Origin of the sequence: Rahnella laticis, assembly GCF_015644585.1 — a bacterium.
GTDB classification, from domain to species: Bacteria; Pseudomonadota; Gammaproteobacteria; order Enterobacterales; family Enterobacteriaceae; genus Rahnella; species Rahnella laticis.
Map to the genome: position 1 here is coordinate 237,103 of NZ_JADOBI010000004.1, position 21,879 is coordinate 258,981.

19 protein-coding genes are annotated in these 21,879 nt (G+C 53.8%); 3 read left to right on the plus strand and 16 right to left on the minus strand.

Translation table 11 applies throughout. The annotated features are described in order from the left end of the window. Nucleotides 1-2: 2 nt before the first annotated feature. The 10 genes from cydB to sdhC form a co-directional block, all read right to left on the minus strand. Nucleotides 3-1,142: a cytochrome d ubiquinol oxidase subunit II gene (cydB, locus tag IV433_RS10595; RefSeq protein WP_195814166.1), complete on the minus strand. Its 1,140-nt coding sequence runs from the start codon at nt 1,140-1,142 to the stop codon at nt 3-5. A 15-nt stretch (nt 1,143-1,157) separates the two neighbouring features. Further along, nucleotides 1,158-2,726, minus strand: coding sequence for a cytochrome ubiquinol oxidase subunit I (gene cydA, locus IV433_RS10600; protein WP_165059470.1), 1,569 nt, complete (start codon nt 2,724-2,726; stop codon nt 1,158-1,160). Nucleotides 2,727-3,446: 720 nt separating this feature from the next. Continuing rightward, nucleotides 3,447-4,319: a succinate--CoA ligase subunit alpha gene (gene sucD / locus IV433_RS10605; protein ID WP_195814167.1), complete on the minus strand. Its 873-nt coding sequence runs from the start codon at nt 4,317-4,319 to the stop codon at nt 3,447-3,449. Further along, complete coding sequence (gene sucC, locus IV433_RS10610) at nt 4,319-5,485, minus strand: ADP-forming succinate--CoA ligase subunit beta (protein ID WP_101077379.1); 1,167 nt, start codon at nt 5,483-5,485, stop codon at nt 4,319-4,321. Before sucC ends, sucD begins: the two co-directional genes overlap by 1 nt. Before the next feature lie 96 nt (nt 5,486-5,581). Next, nucleotides 5,582-6,811 (minus strand): 2-oxoglutarate dehydrogenase complex dihydrolipoyllysine-residue succinyltransferase, encoded by a 1,230-nt coding sequence (gene odhB, locus IV433_RS10615; protein ID WP_101077380.1) that lies wholly within the window; start codon nt 6,809-6,811, stop codon nt 5,582-5,584. Between the two features lie 45 nt (nt 6,812-6,856). Then, nucleotides 6,857-9,664: a 2-oxoglutarate dehydrogenase E1 component gene (sucA, locus tag IV433_RS10620; RefSeq protein WP_195814168.1), complete on the minus strand. Its 2,808-nt coding sequence runs from the start codon at nt 9,662-9,664 to the stop codon at nt 6,857-6,859. Between the two features lie 392 nt (nt 9,665-10,056). Beyond that, nucleotides 10,057-10,773, minus strand: a complete 717-nt coding sequence (locus IV433_RS10625) for a succinate dehydrogenase iron-sulfur subunit (protein ID WP_195814169.1) — start codon at nt 10,771-10,773, stop codon at nt 10,057-10,059. A 19-nt stretch (nt 10,774-10,792) separates the two neighbouring features. After that, nucleotides 10,793-12,559 carry a succinate dehydrogenase flavoprotein subunit gene (gene sdhA / locus IV433_RS10630; RefSeq protein WP_195814170.1) on the minus strand — a complete coding sequence of 589 codons (1,767 nt, stop codon included), beginning with the start codon at nt 12,557-12,559 and terminating at the stop codon, nt 10,793-10,795. Between the two features lie 3 nt (nt 12,560-12,562). Further along, nucleotides 12,563-12,910 (minus strand): succinate dehydrogenase membrane anchor subunit, encoded by a 348-nt coding sequence (sdhD, locus tag IV433_RS10635; protein ID WP_152326490.1) that lies wholly within the window; start codon nt 12,908-12,910, stop codon nt 12,563-12,565. Then, nucleotides 12,904-13,293, minus strand: coding sequence for a succinate dehydrogenase cytochrome b556 subunit (gene sdhC / locus IV433_RS10640; protein WP_195814171.1), 390 nt, complete (start codon nt 13,291-13,293; stop codon nt 12,904-12,906). Before sdhC ends, sdhD begins: the two co-directional genes overlap by 7 nt. A gap of 39 nt (nt 13,294-13,332) precedes the next feature. Between sdhC and IV433_RS10645 the strand changes: the two genes are divergently transcribed. Further along, the gene (locus tag IV433_RS10645; RefSeq protein ID WP_195814172.1) at nt 13,333-13,587 is read left to right on the plus strand and encodes a hypothetical protein; all 255 of its coding nucleotides are present in this window, start codon (nt 13,333-13,335) and stop codon (nt 13,585-13,587) included. Between the two features lie 670 nt (nt 13,588-14,257). Then, the gene (locus IV433_RS10650) at nt 14,258-15,541 is read left to right on the plus strand and encodes a citrate synthase (RefSeq protein ID WP_152326489.1); all 1,284 of its coding nucleotides are present in this window, start codon (nt 14,258-14,260) and stop codon (nt 15,539-15,541) included. A 60-nt stretch (nt 15,542-15,601) separates the two neighbouring features. Here the strand turns inward: IV433_RS10650 and nei are convergent, their stop codons facing one another. The 5 genes from nei to pxpB are packed head-to-tail and all read right to left on the minus strand — an operon-like array spanning nt 15,602 to nt 19,387. After that, entirely contained in the window at nt 15,602-16,396 is a 795-nt protein-coding gene (gene nei, locus IV433_RS10655; protein ID WP_195814173.1) for an endonuclease VIII, read from the minus strand. After that, complete coding sequence (gene pcp, locus IV433_RS10660; protein ID WP_195814174.1) at nt 16,396-17,046, minus strand: pyroglutamyl-peptidase I; 651 nt, start codon at nt 17,044-17,046, stop codon at nt 16,396-16,398. Before pcp ends, nei begins: the two co-directional genes overlap by 1 nt. Before the next feature lie 25 nt (nt 17,047-17,071). Then, on the minus strand, nt 17,072-17,809 hold the full coding sequence (gene pxpA, locus IV433_RS10665; protein ID WP_195814175.1) for a 5-oxoprolinase subunit PxpA: 738 nt from the start codon (nt 17,807-17,809) through the stop codon (nt 17,072-17,074). Then, complete coding sequence (gene pxpC / locus IV433_RS10670) at nt 17,799-18,728, minus strand: 5-oxoprolinase subunit PxpC (RefSeq protein WP_195814176.1); 930 nt, start codon at nt 18,726-18,728, stop codon at nt 17,799-17,801. Before pxpC ends, pxpA begins: the two co-directional genes overlap by 11 nt. After that, nucleotides 18,722-19,387 (minus strand): 5-oxoprolinase subunit PxpB, encoded by a 666-nt coding sequence (gene pxpB / locus IV433_RS10675; RefSeq protein ID WP_195814177.1) that lies wholly within the window; start codon nt 19,385-19,387, stop codon nt 18,722-18,724. Before pxpB ends, pxpC begins: the two co-directional genes overlap by 7 nt. Nucleotides 19,388-19,615: 228 nt before the next feature. Between pxpB and IV433_RS10680 the strand changes: the two genes are divergently transcribed. After that, the gene (locus IV433_RS10680; protein ID WP_195814178.1) at nt 19,616-21,073 is read left to right on the plus strand and encodes an MFS transporter; all 1,458 of its coding nucleotides are present in this window, start codon (nt 19,616-19,618) and stop codon (nt 21,071-21,073) included. On the opposite strand, the gene IV433_RS10685 is transcribed toward IV433_RS10680, so the two are convergent. Further along, nucleotides 21,070-21,813 carry a type 2 GTP cyclohydrolase I gene (locus tag IV433_RS10685; RefSeq protein WP_195814179.1) on the minus strand — a complete coding sequence of 248 codons (744 nt, stop codon included), beginning with the start codon at nt 21,811-21,813 and terminating at the stop codon, nt 21,070-21,072. The genes IV433_RS10680 and IV433_RS10685 overlap by 4 nt on opposite strands. Nucleotides 21,814-21,879 lie beyond the last annotated feature (66 nt).

Genomic DNA, 21,879 nt, shown 5'->3' on the forward strand with positions numbered 1-21,879 from the left:
CCTTAATACAGCGAATGCTTGTTGTTCTCGATGTACGCTTTATCGAGGCGACCGAACATCTTGTAATACGCCCATGAGGTGTAAATCAGGATGATTGGCACAAAGATACACGCCACAACGGTCATCACTCTCAACGTCAGTAAGGTAGACGTTGCATCCCACATGGTCAGGCTGACGTTAGGATCAGTGATTGACGGCATGACGAACGGGAACATAGTGATACCGGCCGTCAGGATCACACAGGCGATAGTCAGTGAGTTACTGACGAAAGCCAGCGCCGCTTTATTCAAACGGGAGAACAGGATTGTCAGCAGCGGCAGAATCACACCCAGTGCAGGGATAGCCCACAAAGCGGGGATCTTGTTGAAGTTAGCCAGCCATGCGCCCGCTTCATGAGAAACCGTTTTGTGCAGCGGATTTGACGGGCCCGCGTGATCCAGTACGGAAGTCACGGTGAAGCCATCAATCCCTTTAACCAGCCAGATACCCGCCAGAAGGAAGCAAACCATCATGATCAGCGCAGAAATCTGCGAGGCATTACGGGTACGCAGATGCAGTTCGCCGACAGTACGCATTTGCAGATACGTTGCGCCCTGTGTAATCAGCATGGTCAGGCTGACCAGACCGGCCAGAATACCAAACGGATTCAGCAGCTGAATCAGGTTACCGGTATAGAACAGGCGCAGGTCGGTATCAATGTGGAACGGCACGCCCTGTAACAGGTTACCGAAGGCCACACCAAAGACCAGCGATGGCACGAAGCTACCAATGAAGATGCCCCAGTCCCACATTCCGCGCCAGCGCGCGTTATCGAGTTTTGAACGGTAATCAAAGCCCAGCGGACGGAAGAACAATGCACACAGCACCAGAACCATCGCCGCATAAAAACCCGAGAACGCTGCTGCATAAACCATCGGCCACGCAGCAAATAACGCACCACCGGCAGTGATCAGCCAGACCTGGTTGCCGTCCCAGTGCGGGGCGATCGCATTGATCATGATCCGGCGGTCGGTATCGGTTTTACCGATGATCCGCACCAGAATCCCCACACCCATATCAAATCCATCGGTGACCGCGAAGCCGATAAACAGCACGCCAATCAGCGCCCACCAGATGAACCGTAAACTTTCATAATCGAACATAGTCGGACTCCCTAATTACTGAGCTTGCTCAAGCGGGGCTGAAGGTTTTTCAAAATGATAGCGCCCTGTTTTCAGGCTGCTTGGCCCGAGGCGTACATATTTGAACATCAGGAACATCTCAGCGACCAGGAACAGGGTGTACAAGCCGCAGATCAGGATCATTGATGACAGCACATCACCGACCGTCAATGAGGAGTGCGCAATGGCCGTTGGTAAGACTTCACCAATCGCCCACGGCTGACGGCCGTATTCCGCAACGAACCAGCCAGACTCAACCGCAATCCATGGCAATGGCAGGCCAAACAACACGGCGCGATGCAGCCAGCGTTTTTCGCCAATTTTGCCGCGAACCACTGCGAAGAATGACAGACCAATCAGAACCAGCATCAGGATGCCGCAGGCAACCATGATACGGAATGCGAAGTACAGAGGCAGAACGCGCGGAATAGAATCTTTCGTCGCTTTCTGGATTTGTGCGTCAGTCGCATCGGTCACTTTGTCGGTATAGCGTTTCAGCAACATACCGTAGCCCAAGTCTTGCTTGGTTTTTTCAAAGTCACTGCGAACGGTTGGATCGGTATTCCCTGCGCGTAACTCTTCCAGCAGGTTGTACGCTTTCATCCCGTTACGGATACGTACTTCATGTTGCGCCATCAGGTCTCTCAGACCGGTGACCGGCGTATCCACAGAACGCGTTGCAATCAGGCCGAGGAGATAAGGGATCTGAATGGAGTATTCATTTTCCATTTTGTCCTGATTTGGCAGGCCGAACAGCGTGAAGCTGGCCGGTGCAGGTTGGGTATCCCACTCTGCTTCGATTGCCGCCAGTTTGGTTTTCTGTACGTCACCCATTTCGTAACCGGATTCATCACCCAGCACGATAACAGACAGTACAGCCGCCAGACCGAAGCTTGCCGCGATTGCAAAAGAGCGTTTTGCAAAGCCCACATCGCGACCTTTCAGCAGGTAGTAAGAGCTGATAGCCAGAACGAACATCGCACCTGTCACATAACCGGATGCAACGGTGTGTACGAATTTAACCTGCGCAACCGGGTTCAGAACCAGCTCGGAGAAGCTGACCATTTCCATGCGCATGGTTTCGTAGTTGAAGGTTGAAGCAATCGGGTTTTGCATCCAGCCGTTCGCCACCAGGATCCACAAAGCAGACAGGTTTGAGCCGAGGGCAACAAACCAGGTCACCGCCATGTGCTGAACTTTAGACAGGCGATCCCAACCGAAGAAGAAGAGGCCGACTAATGTTGATTCCAGGAAGAACGCCATCAAACCTTCAATCGCCAGAGGCGCACCGAAGATATCACCGACGTAATGTGAGAAATATGACCAGTTAGTCCCGAACTGGAATTCCATGGTTAAACCGGTAGCAACGCCAATTGCAAAGTTAATTGCAAAAAGTTTGCCCCAGAATTTGGTCATATCTTTATAGATTTGTTTGCCGGAAAGCACATACACCGTTTCCATAATTGCCAGTATAAACGCCATACCCAGCGTTAATGGGACAAATAGGAAATGGTACATGGCTGTTAAAGCAAACTGTAAACGCGACAGTTCAACGATATCAAACATCTTGACCCCTTGCTCCTCGGAGGAAGACCCCAAATTGCGATCTTTGACGAACCGGTTGCCGGAACGCCTCATGACTACCAGTATTCAAATGTGTGTAGAACAGAAATGCAGAGTTCAGCTGAGTGAAGCCGTTCAAGGCATTCTGATACCCGGAAAAGACACGACCAGCGAGCCTCTAAGAGGCTGATGAACGGGAAAATCTCGGGGAAAAGTAAACATACAAAAAACTGATGTTACAGGACCATTATGTTACGCCAGTAATCCCACACATTAAATAGGTTTTTTAGTGACCCAAAGCGGATTTCCGCGTACAGGTCAATTTAACGACAAAACAGTACAGATCGTCGTAATTGATCTGACGCAATTTAAGCCTATCTCATTGTTTATTTCTATAATATCTACATCAATTTCTGAAAAAACATTTCAGGATGTTAACCGTTGGTTTCACTGATCTTTAATGGTGTATTTATTGTTAATTTGTTGTGTTTTTATGGTTGTGCTAAATATCTAAATCGCTACCTTTTAAAACCCATTTATTAACTTTTTATTTCCAATGAACCTATCGTGCTCTGTTAATAAATATAGCTCATATCGGCGATTGTTAAATATTTAGCTTAAAAATAAAAAAGGCCACCCGAAGGTGGCCAACATGTCGAATCGTAGAGTCATATGAAATGACTCAGTTCGCGCCGGAACATGGCACAGCGCGACGGGCAATACTTACTGTGGCAGAACAGATTTCACGGCTTCGCCGATATCGGCCAGGCTGCGAACAGTCTTCACGCCTGCAGCTTCCAGTGCAGCAAACTTCTCGTCAGCCGTACCTTTACCACCGGCAATGATGGCGCCTGCGTGGCCCATACGTTTGCCTTTTGGCGCAGTCACACCGGCGATGTAGCCCACAACCGGTTTGGTCACGTGTGCCTGAATATAAGCCGCCGCTTCTTCTTCCGCGTTACCACCGATCTCACCGATCATCACGATCACTTCGGTCTGCGGATCTTCCTGGAACAGCTTCAGGATATCGATGAAGTTAGAGCCAGGGATCGGGTCGCCGCCGATACCGACACAGGTAGACTGGCCGTAGCCGTAATCTGTAGTCTGTTTAACCGCTTCATACGTCAGCGTACCCGAGCGGGAAACGATACCCACTTTGCCCGGCAGGTGAATGTGGCCCGGCATGATGCCGATTTTACATTCGCCCGGGGTGATCACGCCCGGGCAGTTTGGCCCGATCATGACCGCATCGCTCTGATCCAGTTTCACTTTAACCACCAGCATATCCAGCGTCGGGATACCTTCAGTGATACAAATGATCAGCTTGATGCCTGCATCCAGCGCTTCCAGAATGGAATCTTTGCAGAATGGTGCGGGAACATAAATGACAGACGCCGTCGCGCCGGTGGTCTCAACCGCTTCGCGAACGGTGTTGAACACTGGCAGACCCAGATGTTCAGTGCCGCCTTTGCCTGGCGTTACGCCGCCAACCATTTTTGTGCCGTAAGCGATGGCTTGTTCGGAGTGGAAAGTCCCCTGGCTACCGGTGAAACCCTGGCAGATAACTTTGGTGTTCTTGTTGATTAAAATCGACATTATTTCCCCTCCACTGCCGCGACAACTTGTTGAGCCGCATTCGTCAGGCTGGTCGCTGCAATGATGTTCAAACCGCTGTCTGCCAGTTTTTTGGCACCCAGCTCGGCATTGTTACCTTCAAGACGCACCACAACCGGTACGCTGACGCCCACTTCTTCCACCGCACCGATGATACCGTCGGCGATCAGGTCGCAACGTACGATACCGCCGAAGATGTTTACGAAGACGGCTTTCACTTTTTCATCAGACAGGATGATTTTGAAGGCTTCTGTTACGCGTTCTTTGGTCGCACCGCCGCCAACATCCAGGAAGTTAGCCGGTTCACCACCGTGCAGTTTCACGATGTCCATGGTACCCATTGCCAGACCGGCACCGTTCACCATGCAACCGATGTTGCCGTCGAGCGCAACGTAGTTCAGTTCCCACTGCGCTGCCTGAGATTCGCGGGCATCTTCCTGGCTGTAATCGCGCATTTCACGCAATTCTGGCTGACGGAACAATGCGTTGCCGTCTGCGCCCAGTTTGCCGTCGAGGCAGATCAGGTCGCCTGCGGTAGTCACCACCAGCGGGTTGATTTCGATCAGCGCCAGATCGCGCTCAAGGAAGATGTTGGCCAGACCCATGAAGATCTTGGTGAACTGCTGAACCTGCTTACCGGTCAGACCCAGTTTGAATGCCAGTTCACGGCCCTGATAAGGCTGCGGACCTGCCAGCGGATCCAGTGCAACTTTGTGGATCAGGTGTGGCGTTTCTTCAGCCACTTTCTCGATTTCCACGCCGCCTTCAGTAGACGCCATGAACACCACGCGGCGTGAGCTGCGGTCTACCACAGCGCCAAGGTACAATTCTTTGTCGATGTCTGTCGCGGATTCAACCAGGATCTGGTTAACCGGCTGACCCAGTGCGTCTGTCTGGTAAGTCACCAGACGTTTACCCAGCCAGTGTTCAGCGAAAGCACGAATTTCTTCTTTGCTTTTCACGACTTTCACGCCGCCCGCTTTACCGCGGCCACCGGCATGAACCTGACATTTTACCACCCACGGACCGGCACCGATTTTCGATGCAGCCTCTTCCGCTTCACGCGGCGTGGAACAGGCGAAGCCCGTTGGTGCTGGCAGGCCGTAGCGCAGGAACAGCTGTTTCGCCTGATACTCGTGTAAATTCATGATGTTCTATCCATTCTTTAGTAGGAAGGCTTATCAGGGCACAGCGGGCTGTGCCACAGATTTTTACGATCTCTATTTCTTTCGTTCTGCCGGGGACTAAACGTCCAGCAGCAGACGAGCCGGATCTTCCAGCATTTCTTTAATGGTCACCAGGAAGCCGACAGATTCGCGGCCATCAACCAGACGGTGATCGTAGGACAGTGCCAGATACATCATTGGCAAGATCACAACCTGACCGTTCACCGCCATCGGACGATCTTTAATGGCATGCATGCCCAGAATCGCACTCTGCGGTGGGTTGATAATCGGGGTCGACATCAGTGAGCCGAAGACGCCGCCGTTGGTCACCGTAAAGTTACCGCCGGTCAGCTCTTCCACTTTCAGTTTGCCGTCACGGCCTTTGATCGCCAGCTCTTTGATTTGCTTTTCGATGTCAGCCATACCCAGCGTATCCACATCGCGCAGAACCGGCGTTACCAGGCCGCGAGGCGTAGAAACGGCGATGCTCACGTCGAAGTAGTTGTGGTAAACCACATCTTCGCCATCAATAGAGGCGTTCACTTCCGGGTAACGTTTCAGCGCTTCAACCACGGCTTTCAGATAGAAAGACATGAAGCCAAGGCGTACACCGTGACGTTTTTCGAAACCATCACCGTACTGCTTACGCAGATCCATGATTGGCTTCATGTTGATTTCGTTGAAGGTTGTCAGCATTGCGGTGCTGTTTTTCGCTTCAAGAAGACGCTCAGCAACACGCTTACGCAGACGGGTCATCGGCACGCGTTTTTCGCTGCGTGAACCCAGAGCCGGTGCAGCACTGGTCGCGGCAGGAGCCGCTGCTGGTGCAGCCGCAGGTTTCGCGTCTTTGGCTTTCGCCAGGTGTTGCTCGACATCTTCACGGGTCAGACGACCACCGACACCGCTGCCTTTGATCGCGTTGGCATCCAGAGAATGCTCGGCAATCAGACGGCGGATTGCCGGGCTGAGTGCGTCGTTGCTTTCTTCTTCCAGAGCGGCGGTATGGCGTGCAGCAGGAGTCGCTTCTTTATCGGAGCTTTTCTCAGTGCTTGGCTTGCCGGAGCTGTTACCCGGACGAATGCGCGCCAGAATCTGACGGGAAATGACCGTTGCGCCTTCATCTTCGATAATGCTGTCCAGAATACCGGCTTCACTTGCCGGCACTTCCAGAACCACTTTATCGGTTTCAATTTCTACCAGTACATCGTCACGCTCAACGCTGTCGCCCGGTTTTTTATGCCAGGTTGCAACCGTCGCATCTGCCACGGATTCAGGAAGGTCAGGGACCAGAATATCTACGCTACTCATTATAAATCCTTCTTATGTTCCATAGTGTTAACTCACGCCAACGCGTTATTTAACGTTCAGCGCATCGTTAACCAGATCTTGCTGTTGCTTCTGGTGAACGGACATGTAACCCACTGCCGGAGAAGCAGAGGCCGGACGTCCTGCGTAACGTAAAGAAGCCCCGAAAGGAATCACTTCACGGAAGTTATGCTGGCTGCAATACCACGCGCCCTGGTTCAGCGGCTCTTCCTGACACCAGACGAAATCATGTACGTGTGAGAATTTCTCAAGCACTTCCTGAATCGCTTTGTGCGGGAACGGATACAGCTGTTCGATACGAACAATAGCCACGTCGGTTTGCTCGTTTTTGCGACGTTGTTCCAGCAGGTCGTAATACACCTTGCCTGAGCACATCACCACGCGCTTAACCTGTTTTGGATCCAGTTCGTCTACTTCACCAATCGCTGGCAGGAAGCTGCCGTTGGCCAGTTCATCGAGCGTAGAAACCGCCAGAGGATGACGCAACAGAGACTTCGGTGACATGACGATCAGCGGACGGCGCATACCGCGCAACGCCTGACGACGGATCATGTGGTAAACCTGCGCCGGGGTCGACGGGATACAAACCTGCATGTTTTGCTCAGCGCAAAGTTGCAGATAGCGTTCCAGACGCGCGGAGGAGTGCTCCGGCCCCTGCCCTTCGTAACCGTGCGGCAGCAACATCACCAGACCACACATGCGGCCCCATTTCTGTTCGCCGGAGCTGATGAACTGGTCGATAACCACCTGCGCACCGTTGGCGAAATCGCCGAACTGCGCTTCCCAGATAGTCAGCGTACGCGGCTCAGCCGTGGCATAACCGTATTCAAACGCCAGCACCGCTTCTTCAGAAAGCACGGAATCCCAGACGTTGAACATGCCCTGACTGTTATGAATGTTCGACAGCGGCACATACACGGAACCGTTTTTCTGGTTGTGAATCACGGCGTGACGGTGGAAGAAAGTGCCGCGCCCCATGTCCTCGCCAGACAGACGGATCGGAATGCCTTCGTCAACCAGCGTAGCGTACGCCAGATTTTCCGCGCCGCCCCAGTCGAATTTCTTATTACCTTCGGCCATCTCGTTACGGTCGCCGTAAATCTTGGCAACGCGTGACTGCATTTCGATAGCATCCGGCACATGGCTGACGCGACGCGCCAGTTCCTGCAGGCGTTTCAGCTCAACCTTGTTCGGGTAAGCTTCATCCCACTCGTGGTTCAGATACGGTGACCAGGTGAAAGTGTGCATGTCATTCTGACGCCACTCTTCCACCACGCACTCGCCCGCATCCAGCGCATCACGGTACAAATTGACCATTTCCGTGGCATCTTCGAGACTGGCCACGTTTTGCTCGGTCAGAATGTCAGCATAGATTTTACGCGGCGTCGGGTGTTTCTTGATCTTGTTGTACATCAGTGGCTGAGTTGCGCTCGGTTCGTCGGCCTCGTTATGGCCGTGGCGACGGTAGCAAACCAGATCAATCATGACGTCACGTTTAAAGGTGTTACGGAAATCCAATGCCAGGCGGGTCACGAAAGCGACCGCTTCAGGGTCATCGGCATTGACGTGGAAAATCGGTGCCTGCACCATTTTCGCAATATCAGTACAGTAATCGGTAGAACGCGCATCTTTCGGATTCGAGGTGGTGAAGCCCACCTGGTTATTGATGACGATACGCACGGTACCGCCCACTTCATAACCGCGTGCCAGCGACATGTTCAGGGTTTCTTGAACCACGCCCTGACCGGTAATCGCCGCATCACCGTGAATGGTGATTGGCAGAACCATATTGCTGCGCGCTTCGTCCAGACGGTCGCGACGGGCACGAACAGAACCGATAACCACCGGGCTCACGATTTCCAGGTGCGACGGGTTAAACGCCAGCGCCAGGTGAACCATACCGCCTTCGGTTTCCACATCAGACGAATAGCCCATGTGGTATTTCACGTCACCGGTACCCAGGTGTTCTTTATGTTTGCCTGAGAACTCGTCGAACAAGTCCTGAGGTTTTTTACCCAGCACGTTGATCAGCACGTTCAGACGGCCACGGTGCGCCATACCCAGCACCACTTCGCGCGTTCCGTTTTTGCCTGCATGACGGATCATGTCTTTCAGCATCGGAACCAGCGCATCGCCACCTTCAAGAGAGAAGCGTTTTGCGCCCGGGAATTTCGCGCCCAGATAACGCTCCAGACCTTCTGCTGCGGTCAGTTCTTTCAGGAACGTTTTCTTCTCGTCATTGGTGAAATTCGCACGACCGGCCACGGATTCGACGCGCTGTTGGATCCAGCGTTTCTCTTCGGTGTTGGTGATGTGCATGTATTCCACACCAATGGAACCGCAATAGGTTTGCTTCAGGGCTTTATACAGCTCGCCGAGCTGCATGGTTTCCTTGCCAATGGCAAAAGAACCGACGTTGAAGGTTTCCTGGAAATCAGCTTCAGTCAGATGATGGAACGCAGGATCCAGATCCGGTACATCGTCCAGTTTCCACAGGCCGAGGGGATCAAGGTTCGCGTTCTGATGACCACGGAAGCGGAAGGCATTGATTAACTGCAACACCTTAACTTGCTTGGCATCCGTTTCAGGATCGCTGATGGAGGAATTGTAACGTGACGCATCTTTCGCCAGGCGGCGGAAGTAGTCGCGAGTTTGAGAATGGAGTTGCTCTGGTTTCACACCCACTGTTGGTAGCTGTTTAAAAATCGAACGCCAGCTATCGTCAACGGAACCAGGATCGGTTAAGTAGTCTTCATAGAGTTGCTCTATGTAAGACTGGTTTGCACCCGCCAGATAGGAGGAATCCAGCCAGGCCTTCATTGCGCCGTTCTGCATCGTGATCCCTTAAGCTTTGAAGCTTTAGTTTTCGCCGTGGTTAATAATATTGACCGTGATACACCGCGGTAAAACGGTTTTCCATACTAAAACAGTTCGTTGGTTGAGCGTTTGGCTCTTCAAGGAACCTTCAGAAATCCGCCAGATGCGTGACTGATTTTTGAAGTTGCCCTGCTTCTTTTTCCCTTTTTTCCATCCCCCTGATTTTTACCCGGCTATCTTACTCCTGTCAGGCGCAACTTTGTTGCACTTGTTGCTACTTTGTTATTAAAAAATTACTTATTTGCTATCAAAGCCTCAGTTACGGCATTTGTAACTAAAGAAAGCGAAACCAAAAGCGGGTAAATAACAGCGGGAACCTGAGTTCCCGCTGATGGCATCACCTTAAGAACTCAGGCGCCCCGCTGTAGCAGCATCGATTTGATGTGCCCGATCGCTTTCGTCGGGTTCAAACCTTTAGGACACACACTCACACAGTTCATGATGCTGTGGCAGCGGAATACGCTGAAAGCATCGTTCAGATCGTCGAGTCGCGGTTGCGTTTCGGTATCGCGGCTGTCGATGAGGAAACGGTAAGCGGCCAGAAGGCCTGCCGGACCGACAAATTTGTCCGGGTTCCACCAGAAAGACGGGCAGGACGTCGAGCAACAGGCGCAGAGAATACATTCGTACAATCCGTCCAGTTTTTCGCGCTCATCCGGCATCTGTAAATGTTCGCGCGCCGGAGGATTTTTCCCATCATTCAACAGGTAAGGCTTAATCTTCTCATACTGCTTATAGAATTGTCCCATGTCCACAACAAGGTCGCGCACAACCGGCAATCCTGGCAACGGACGGATAACAATTTTCTTGCTGCCCTGACGTAATGTCGAGACCGGCGTGATACACGCCAGGCCGTTTTTACCGTTCATGTTCACGCCGTCTGAACCACACACGCCTTCACGGCATGAGCGGCGGAACGCCAGCGTAGGATCCTGTTCTTTTAGCAAAATCAGCGCGTCGAGCAACATCATGTCGCGCCCGTCTTTGGCTTCCAGCACGTAATCTTTCATGTACGGAACGTCATCAACGTCCGGGTTGTAGCGATAAATCGAAAATTCGAGTTTCATAATCTGTCTCCGCTCCGCCCTAGTAAGTACGCGCTTTCGGCGGGAAGGCCGCGCGAAGCTTAGGCTGCATGTTCACCTCACGGCGGGTCATGCTTTCTGTTTCCGGCTGATACAGCGTGTGGCACAGCCAGTTCGCATCGTCACGTTCCGGGAAGTCGAAGCGGCTGTGTGCGCCACGGCTTTCGGTACGGTAGTTTGCGGAGACGGCGGTCGAGAACGCGGTTTCCATCAGGTTATCCAGTTCCAGACACTCGACGCGCTGGGTGTTGAATTCCGAGGAGGTATCATCCAGACGCGCGCCTTTCAGGCGTTCACGGATTACTTTCAGCTCTTCCAGACCTTTCGCCATTGCATCCCCTTCGCGGAAGACCGAGAAGTTATTCTGCATGCACGATTGCAGGTCTTTACGGATAGCCACCGGATCTTCACCCGAACGGGTGTTGTTCCAGCGGTTCAGGCGTTCCAGAGACACATCGATATCGTCCTGAGACGCATCGCGGCTTGCGCCCTGCTCCTGAATGGATTCCTGCAAGTGCATACCGGCTGCACGACCAAAGACCACCAGATCGAGCAGTGAGTTACCGCCGAGACGGTTGGCACCGTGAACGGAAACGCAGGCAATTTCGCCGACCGCGAACAGGCCCGGGATCACTTCATCCTGACCCTGTGCGTTCACACGCAGCGCCTGACCGGTCACTTTGGTCGGAATGCCGCCCATCATATAGTGACAAGTTGGGATAACAGGGATCGGCTCTTTAACCGGATCGACGTGCGCAAAGGTACGCGACAATTCCAGAATACCCGGCAGGCGGGATTCCAGAACGTCTTTACCCAGATGATCGAGTTTCAGTTTGGCGTGCGGGCCCCACGGACCTTCGCAGCCACGGCCTTCACGGATTTCGATCATGATGGAACGCGCCACCACGTCACGACCCGCCAGGTCTTTGGCATTTGGCGCATAACGTTCCATGAAACGTTCGCCATCTTTATTGAGCAGATAACCACCTTCACCACGGCAGCCTTCTGTGACCAGAACGCCGGCACCGGCAATGCCGGTCGGGTGGAACTGCCACATTTCCATGTCCTGCACCGGCACACCGGCACGCAATGCCATGCCCACACCGTCGCCGGTATTAATGTGCGCATTGGTGGTGGACTGATAAATACGGCCTGCACCGCCGGTTGCCAGCACGGTCGCTTTGGCTTTGAAGTAAACAACTTCACCGGTTTCGATACAAATTGCGGTACACCCGACGATCGCGCCGTCCTGGTTTTTCACTAAATCCAGTGAATACCATTCGGAGAAAATCGTGGTGTGGTTTTTCAGGTTTTGCTGATACAGCGTGTGCAGCAAGGCGTGACCGGTACGGTCGGCTGCCGCCGCGGTACGTGCCGCCTGCTCGCCGCCGAAGTTCTTCGACTGGCCGCCAAACGGACGCTGATAAATACGGCCGTCATCAAGACGGGAGAAAGGCAATCCCATGTGTTCGAGTTCCAGAATCGCTTCCGGCCCGGTTTTACACATATATTCAATGGCGTCCTGATCACCGATGTAGTCGGAACCTTTTACGGTGTCGTACATATGCCATTCCCAGTCATCCTCATGCGTGTTACCCAGCGCAACGGTAATACCGCCCTGAGCAGACACCGTATGGGAGCGGGTCGGGAAGACTTTGGAAATCAGGGCGCAGGACAGGCCCTGTTGTGAAATCTGTAACGCGGCACGCATACCGGCGCCACCTGCACCGATAACGACAGCATCAAACTCTCTGACTGGCAGATTCATTTACTACGCTCCCCAAACAACAATTGTTCCGTAAAGTAGGTAAACCACTAACGTGACGACGATGGCCAGTTGCAGCACCAGTCGGACGGCCAGCGGTTTGACATAGTCCGTTAACACCTGCCACATGCCGATCCACGCATGAATCAAAATCGACAGCAATGCCAGCAGTGTGAATACTTTCGTGATGGAGGAAGAGAAGAAGCCATGCCAGACATCAAAAGTCAGTTCCTGAGCCAGAACCACAAAGCCCAGAATATAAAGGATGTACAAGGTGAGGATGATCGCGGAAGCACGCAGTAACAGCCAGTCGTGCACACCATTGCGTCCCAATGCAGAAACGTTGCTTACCATACGAGGACTCCAGCCAGAATTGACAGCACGACGGTCAGACCGATTGCCACCTGGGCAGAACGGGTACCGGCAGCCAAACTCTCTTCGATATAGCCAAAATCCATCAGCAAGTGGCGGACGCCACCGCAAACGTGATAGACCAGCGCAGTGAGTATTCCCCAAAAGATGAATTTGACGAAGAAGCTATTCATGATGGCAGCAGCCTGTGCAAACCCTTCAGGAGAAGAGAGAGACAAACCTAACAGCCAGAGGAGGATACCGACGGCGACGAAGGTTATTACGCCAGAGACTCGGTGTAAGATGGACGCTATCGCAGTAACGGGAAACCGGATCGTTTGCAGATCCAGATTGACAGGTCTTTGTTTTTTCACGGTTTTGCCCACACAGCTCTTATTATTTTACTTCCTCCGGCCCGGAGCAGTATGTCAGACAGCATCTATCCTTCGTTCTTTGCGCTGCTGGTGCGTTGGCTGCGTTTACTCACCCTAATCACTGACTGGAGTCAGCTCATAGGGACTCGTTCGCTTGCCGCCTTCCCGCAACGCAAATTACTTGGATATATCAGAGCTAAAAGCTCAACTTCTCCCGCGCTCAAACAACGACATCCGATGTGCTTAAACGGCGCGATAGTCAATTTTCAAAGCCATTCGTGTTACGGCCAGGCGGCAAGTTTGTGAAGCCCCGGGAGCTTACATAAGTAAGAGACTGGGGTGAACAAATGCAGCCAACAACGCCGTGGCGCGAAGGGCGAAGAAAATGATGCTGGGTGCTCCTACTTCGGATTGCCCGGAGACCTTGTAGGAGTATAGGTTGATCACATTCTTATTACAATTGCCCTACAAATGCTTTATTCACATTTCTTTTAAACAGTGAGTTAGCTCTCATTTTCCATAAAAGGCACAAAATAAATTATCTAGTTTGACATTTGATCAACATTTCCATTACATATGAGCTATCCCTATAGGACTGTGATACTGAGCACATACCGGCTGACACCAACCGCACCAAAAAGGTGAAAGTCTCTGAAGAATCAGTGGATCACACAATCGTGATGCAGGGTCTTCCCTGTAGCCCCAAGTTATGCAAAAGTGGGGATTGTGTAAATCCTCATACTCTTCACAGGTACTGAGCGACAGAACAGTAATGATTTACCGAATCGTTAACAACGATGAAACGCCGCTTGTTGGTCACAGAGCAGTCTGAGACTGCAATTCGACTCAGCTCTACGTTCCCTCCCCATCCGATCGCAGAGTTAAGGCTGACAATAATAATGACCTTTCAAGGCGTCGCTTCCAGGCATTTCTGTTGTTACTGATTTTTAAAAATAAGGCGCTAAGGAGACTGTAAATGGCTGATAAGAAAGCGACACTTACCCTACAAGGTCACGACCCGATTGAACTGAGCGTGCTTACCGGCTCGCTGGGTCAGGATGAAATTGATATCCGTACCCTCGGTTCAAAAGGTCTTTTTACCTATGACCCCGGTTTCACCTCTACTGCATCCTGCGAATCCAAAATCACCTATATCGACGGTGACGAAGGTATTCTGTTACACCGCGGCTTCCCGATTGACCAGCTTGCGCAAGAGTCAACCTTCCTGGAAGTCAGCTACCTGCTGCTGAACGGCGAAGCGCCAACCCCGGAGCAGTTCGAAGAATTCAAAACCAATGTGACCCGTCACACCATGGTTCATGAGCAGATCACCCGCCTGTTCCACGGTTTCCGTCGTGACTCTCACCCGATGGCCGTACTGTGCGGCGTGACCGGCGCACTGGCGGCGTTTTATCACGACTCCATTGACGTCGAAAACGAACGTCACCGCGAAATCGCCGCTTACCGTCTGCTGTCCAAAATGCCGACCGTTGCCGCGATGTGTTACAAATACTCTATCGGCCAGCCGTTTGTGTATCCGCGCAACGACCTGTCTTATGCCGGTAACTTCCTGCACATGATGTTCTCCACGCCGTGTGAAGAATATAAAGTGAACCCGATTCTGGAACGTGCGATGGACCGTATTCTGATCCTGCACGCCGACCACGAACAGAACGCCTCGACGTCTACCGTCCGTACCGCCGGTTCTTCTGGCGCTAACCCGTTCGCCTGTATCGCAGCCGGTATCGCATCCCTGTGGGGACCTGCGCACGGCGGCGCAAACGAAGCCGCATTGAAAATGCTGGAAGAAATCAGCAGCGTGGATCACATCCCGGAATTCGTTAAGCGTGCGAAAGACAAAAATGATTCCTTCCGCCTGATGGGCTTCGGTCACCGTGTTTACAAAAACTACGACCCGCGCGCCACAGTGATGCGTGAAACCTGTCATGAAGTGCTGAAAGAGCTGGATCTGAAAGACAACCTGCTTGAAGTGGCGATGGAGCTGGAACACATCGCACTGAACGACCCGTACTTCATCGAGAAAAAACTGTATCCGAACGTCGATTTCTATTCAGGCATCATCCTGAAAGCCATGGGCATTCCGTCGTCCATGTTTACCGTGATCTTCGCGATGGCGCGTACCGTTGGCTGGATTGCTCACTGGAGCGAAATGCACCAGGACGGCATCAAAATCGCCCGCCCTCGTCAGCTTTACACCGGCTACGACAAACGCGATTTCCATTCTCAGCTGAAAAAATAAGTTCTGATTTCTCAGACTTTAAAGGCTCCCGCGGGAGCCTTTTTCATTTCAACGTTTTCATCACACCTGACAAACCGGGCACCAGAAAAATGGCCGTGAAGACACGCTGCCCTTTTCAATCGGATCGCCGCAACGCTCGCAGGGTTTCCCCGTCCGCCCGAAAACTTTAAAACGAAACAGCGCACCGTGATGCACATTTTCATCCATTGTCCCGCGCGTGGCGTAGGACAAACGCGCGACAGACAAACAGGCATCGGCCAGTGCATCCAGCTCTGCGTCATTCAGTTCATTCGGTTTATGGTCGGGCAGCAATTTTGCCAGCCACAGAATTTCCGCCCGCAGATAATTCCCCAATCCGGCCAGAAATGCCTGATCAAGCAACATCCCGCCGAGCTGTCGGTTGCGGAATTTCGGCGAAAGTAACCGCTCACGAACCTGCGCGACGGTCAGGGTTTCATCCAGCACGTCCGGCCCGATACGTTGCAGGAACGGGTGATTTTCAATTTCCGCTGTATCGTAAAGCCCGATCTCAGACGCGCTGTACAGCAAGATCGCCGCGTCCGTGGTTTCGAGTTTTACCCGCAGCGAACGTTTGGTTTCCTTCGGCGTTTCACCGGCCTGAATAACCCGCCAGACGCCATAAAGCTGGTTGTGGCTGTAGAGCGTCAGGCCATTGGAAAAGTGCGTCAGCAACGCTTTTCCGCGGGTTTCAATCGCCGTAATTTTGGTACCACGTAATGCGGACTGGTAAGGCTTCAGATTAAGGAAAGCAAACCAGACATCCGTGAGCGGCTTGTTCACCACCGCGGCTGCCAGCAAATCGGCAGCGCGGCGAATTTCAGGACCTTCAGGCATCAGTGAGTCGCACCCTCGGCAATCCGCAAATCCTGCTCGGTATGCAGCGCGATGGCAATTGTCAGCTCAAGCGCATTCATCACCGTGTGAACCGACATACTCGGCGCGCCCGGATGACGCGCGGCCTGCTCCGGCAGATAAGGAATATGGATAAACCCGCCCTTCACCACTTTGCACGACGGCTGGGCAAGACGATGCAGCAGGCCATACATAATGTGATTACACACATAGGTGCCCGCCGTTTGCGAGACAGAAGCCGGAATACCGGATTCGCGTAACCCGTTCACAATGGTTTTGATCGGCAAGGTGGAGAAATACGCGGCAGGGCCGTCGGCGACAATCGTCTCATCCACTGGCTGATTGTTTTCGTTATCAGGGATACGCGCATCGTTGATGTTTATCGCCACGCGTTCGATGCTGAAATCACTGCGACCGCCCGCCTGCCCGACGCAAATCACCATTTCCGGCTGCACTTCATCAATAGCGACATTCAGCGCGTCGATAGCTTTGCCAAACACGCATGGCAACTGGCGAACCACAATCTTCGCACCGGACAACTCCAGATCGCCCAACTGCTTCACCACTTCCCAGGACGGATTAATTTTTTCACCATCAAACGGCTCGATACCGGTGACTAAGACTTTACGCATAGGTATTCCCCTGATTTTGCTGAAGTCAGCCTGCGCTGACCTGAATATCCTGCTCACCAAACGCTTCGCGCAGACGGCGCGCAAAGGTCAGTGCGTGCTCACCATCACCGTGAAGACAAACGGTGTCGGCCTGCACCGGAACCCAGACGCCTTCGCGGCTGAGTACTTTCTGTTCCCGCACCATCGCCAGCGTCTGATCCAGCGCCAGTTCATCGCTCTCAATCATCGCATCCGGCTGGCTGCGCGGCACCAGCGTGCCGTTACTCTGATAACGCCGGTCGGCAAACACTTCCTGCCGCGTTTGCAGCCCGAGGCGTTCACCGGCCCGGATCAGTTCGCTTCCCGCCAGCCCGACTAAACGAAGGGCCGGGTCAACGTCATACACCGCACGGGCAATGGCATCCGCCAGCAGCGCATCGGTCGCCGCCTGGTTGTACAACATGCCGTGCGGCTTTACATGCACCATTTTTCCACCTTCGGCGCGGATGATCGCAGCGAGTGCGCCGAGCTGATACACCACCTGCGCGTACACGGTTTCCGGCGGAAGTTGCATGGCCGTCCGGCCAAAGTTCTCGCGATCCGGAAAGCTCGGATGCGCGCCAATTGCCACGCCGTATTTCAGCGCCCAGCGCACGGACTGCTGCATGGTCTGTGCGTCTCCGGCATGAAAACCGCAGGCAATATTCGCCGAGCTGACGAGCTGCAAAAGCGCCTCGTCATTGGCGCAGCCTTCCCCCAGATCGGCATTCAGATCAACGACCATATAGCCCCCATTTCACCTGTTCGATAAAACGTGATTGCTCATGCAGCGCTTTCTGCGCTTCTTCCGGCGTGCATTTCACAAAGTGAATGGGCTCGCCAAGGCGGATTTGCGCCAGATTGTATAAATCGGCTTCGATCACGCAGGCAATGCGCGGATAACCGCCGGTGGTCTGCGCATCGGCCATCAGCACAATCGGCTGGCCGCCGTGCGGAACCTGCACCACGCCGGGAAGCAGCCCGTGGGAAAGCAGCTCGCGGTCGGTTTCGCGTTTCAGCACATGCCCGTGCAGGCGATATCCCATGCGGTTGCTTTGCGGGCTGAGCTGCCAGGCGGCGCGCCAGAACTCTTCGCGGGATTGCGCGCTGAATTCCTGATACTCCGGCCCCGGCAGCGCGCGGATACGGTTACCGAATAACAATTGTTTAATCCCGCCGGATTTTTCAGGCGGATTATACGTGTCGCCCGTCGGCAGTTCGTCGCCGTCCTGCAACTGACGTCCATGAAAACCGCCGAACTTCGCTTTCAGATCGGTACTGCGCGAGCCCATCACTTCCGGTACATCTATCCCGCCGGACACCGCCAGATAACTGCGCATACCGCGCACCGGCGTTTTAAGAGTGAGTACTTGCCCCGGCCTGACGGCGTAACGCCAGCCGGTCCAGATTTCTTTGCCGTCGAGCTGCGCATGGCAACCTGCGCCGGTCAGCGCAATCCAGCCTTCCCGGTGGAATTGTGCGCTGAACTGGCCGAGCGTGATTTCCAGCCCGGCGGCGTTTTCGTCATTGCCGACCAGCAGATTGGCAATCCGCAGCGCGGGCGTATCCAGCGCGCCCGACTGGCTGATTCCCTGCTGGCGATAACCGCTGCGGCCCGGATCCTGAACCGTGGTCAACATGCCTGCGCGTAAAACCTTCAGCATACGCCCTCCTTTTGTGGCACAAAGCGCACGCTGTCGCCCGGCAGCAGCAGCGTCGGCTGTTCCCGCAGCGGGTCAAACATGGCAAGCGTTGTCTGGCCGATTAATTGCCAGCCGCCCGGCGTGGCCAGCGGATAAATCCCGGTCTGGCTGCCGCCAATCCCGACGGAACCGGCAGGCACTGACAGACGCGGTTCTCCGCGACGCGGTGTCGCCAGTTTATCCGGCAATCCGCCCAGATAAGGGAAGCCCGGCTGGAAACCGAGAAAATAGACGGTGTAATCAATGCCGGAATGCAGTGCCACAACGTCGCTCTCGGACATGCCGGTGTGGCGCGCCACATTCCCGAGATCCGGCCCGTGCTCGCCGCCGTAAATCACAGGGATCTCAATTAAACGCGATTCAGGCACGATGGCCTCGCTCTCTTCCCACCAGGTTTGCAGGCGCTCAATCGCGTCCAGCGCAGAACTCTGGGCATCGGTCAGAAGAACGGTCAGATTATTCATGCCAGGAATGACTTCACGTACGCCGGGATAGGCAGCGCGATCCTGCAAACGCTGGGTCAGCCCCCAGATCCGTTGCTGGCTTGCCAGCGACACTGGCGGTTCCAGCTCCAGCACTACTGCGCGTTCACCCAGCAGATAACATCGTGCTCGTTGCACTCAGGCACTCCTTAAAGAAAGGTTGTGGATCATCAGGTTATTCAGCAACTCAATGAATCGAAACTTACTCTCTGTTATGCGTGAAACCGACCGGACATGTCAACCTGTCCGCCCGTGCTTTCCCGGCTTCAGGGTTTCCCCCGCCGCCATCAACTGCTACTCTCAGAAATGTTGCTGTTTTTTTTAGCGTTTGGATAACGCTTTCGCCACAAATGAAAGGGAGACGTCGTGAAAAAGCCACTGGCCTTATTTTTTCCGCTCTACACCACCACATTACTGATGCTGTTGGGTTCCGGCCTGCTCACTACCTACATTTCCCTGCGTCTGTCGGCGATTAACGTCAGCGGCGCGATGATCGGTGCCATCATTGCGGCGAACTACATCGGGCTGGTGATTGGCGGCAAAGTCGGCCATATCCTGATCGCCCGCGTCGGACACATCCGCGCCTACGTATCCTGTTCCGGGATTATCACCGCCGCCGTTCTCGGTCACGGCCTGACGGATATTATCCCGGTCTGGGTGGTGCTGCGCCTGATCATCGGTCTGTGCATGATGGTGCAATATATGGTGCTGGAAAGCTGGCTCAACGATCAGGCCGAAGCGAACCAGCGCGGCGTGGTCTTCGGCTTTTATATGGTGGCGTCGTATCTCGGGATGTCGCTCGGCCAGGTCGTTCTGATGCTCAACAGCGATTTAGGCGTCAGCACGCTGATCGTTATCGCGCTGTGTTTTGCGCTGTGTCTGGTGCCGATTGCATTAACCACGCGCACCAACGTCGGCCATATGTCTCCCGCGCCGATGGAGCTGAAATTCTTCATCCGCGCCATTCCCAAAGTGCTGGCGATCACGCTGGTCATCGGCATGGTGGTCGGGTCGTTCTACGGTATGGCACCGATTTACACCAGTCAGCAATCGCTCACTACGCAGCAAACCGGTCTGTTTATGGCGCTGGCGATTTTCGCCGGGCTGCTGGCCCAGTTCCCGCTGAGCTGGCTGTCCGACCGCTATAACCGCAATATGCTGATGCGGATTAACGCCATTTTGCTGGCGCTGACGGCGCTGCCGCTGGCGCTGTTCAGCCATATCTCTTTCCCGCTGCTGCTCGGCATCGGGTTTATCGTCAGCCTGATGCAGTTCACGCTCTATCCGCTGGTGGTCGCGCTGGCGAATGACATGATTGAACCGGAGCGGCGCGTTTCGCTGTCCGCCTGTTTGCTGATGGCATTTGGCGTCGGTGCCTGTATCGGGCCGTTAGCCGTTGGCGCGCTGATCCAGCCGCTGGGCGGCAATATTCTGTATGCCTTTTTCGCGCTGTGCGGCGCTGGCATTGTGGCGTTAAGCCGCACGTCGAAGAAGGAAGAAGAAACGCAAATGGCGGTCGATGCGCCCGTTCCGCACATCGCCATGCCGGACAGCCTGAGCAGTTCACCGCTGTCACCGGCGCTGAATCCGGCGTTTGACGAACAAATGATTCAGGACACCATGCCCGCCCCCGAAAACGTGGTTGAACCGGTTATCGAAGAGACAGACGAAGAGCCCGTCGGGGAAGAAGAAGAGGAAAGCAAATATCCACCGCAGGGTGCAGACCCTGAAGTGGATACCGGATTACAGCGGGCATTTACGCTGCTGGAAGACAGCGTTTCAGAAAATAGTATTGCCGGAGAAACAACCGAAAAGAAAATTTAAGCCGGGTTATCGATGTCGATAAACATCACATCTAACCCATGTTCCGCCGCCAGCCATTCGCCCAGCGCTTTCACGCCGTAACGTTCTGTGGCGTGATGGCCTGCGGCGAAGAAATGCAGCCCCATCTCGCGGGCGATGTGAATGGTTTGCTCGGAAACCTCACCGCTGATAAACGCATCCACGCCAAATTCTGCCGCTTTCTGAATGTAGCCCTGACCGCCGCCTGAACACCACGCCACACGACGGATTTCCGCCGGTGCATTTTGCGCGCTGTGCAGCACGCTGCGATCCAGAATTCTTTCGATGCGCTGACGGAATTCGTTGCCGCTAAGCGGCGTATCGAGTTCGCCATAGGGCAGCAGCAACGCGATTTCACCCTGTACGGTAATGCCAAACAGTTTCGCCAGTTGCGCGTTATTGCCCAGTTCCGCGTGGCCGTCGAGCGGCAAATGATAGGCGTACATATTGGTGTCAGTCGCCAGCAACGTTTTAAGACGGTTGCGTTTCATGCCGCGAATTTCAGCCGGTTCGTCTTTCCAGAAATAACCGTGGTGAACCAGAATCGCATCGGCTTCAACAGCGATAGCGGCATCCAGCAGATCCTGAGAAGCCGTCACGCCGGTCACGATGCGCTGCACATTGCTGCGGCCTTCGACCTGCAAACCGTTCGGCGCATAATCTTTGTAGTTGCTGATATCCAGTTTCTGGTTAATCAGCTTTTCAAGCTGGAAATTGTTCATGGAGTTTCACTTATCTGTCGTGGCGAATGCAGCAGATAATATACGACAACGCCAGTCCTGCTCAAA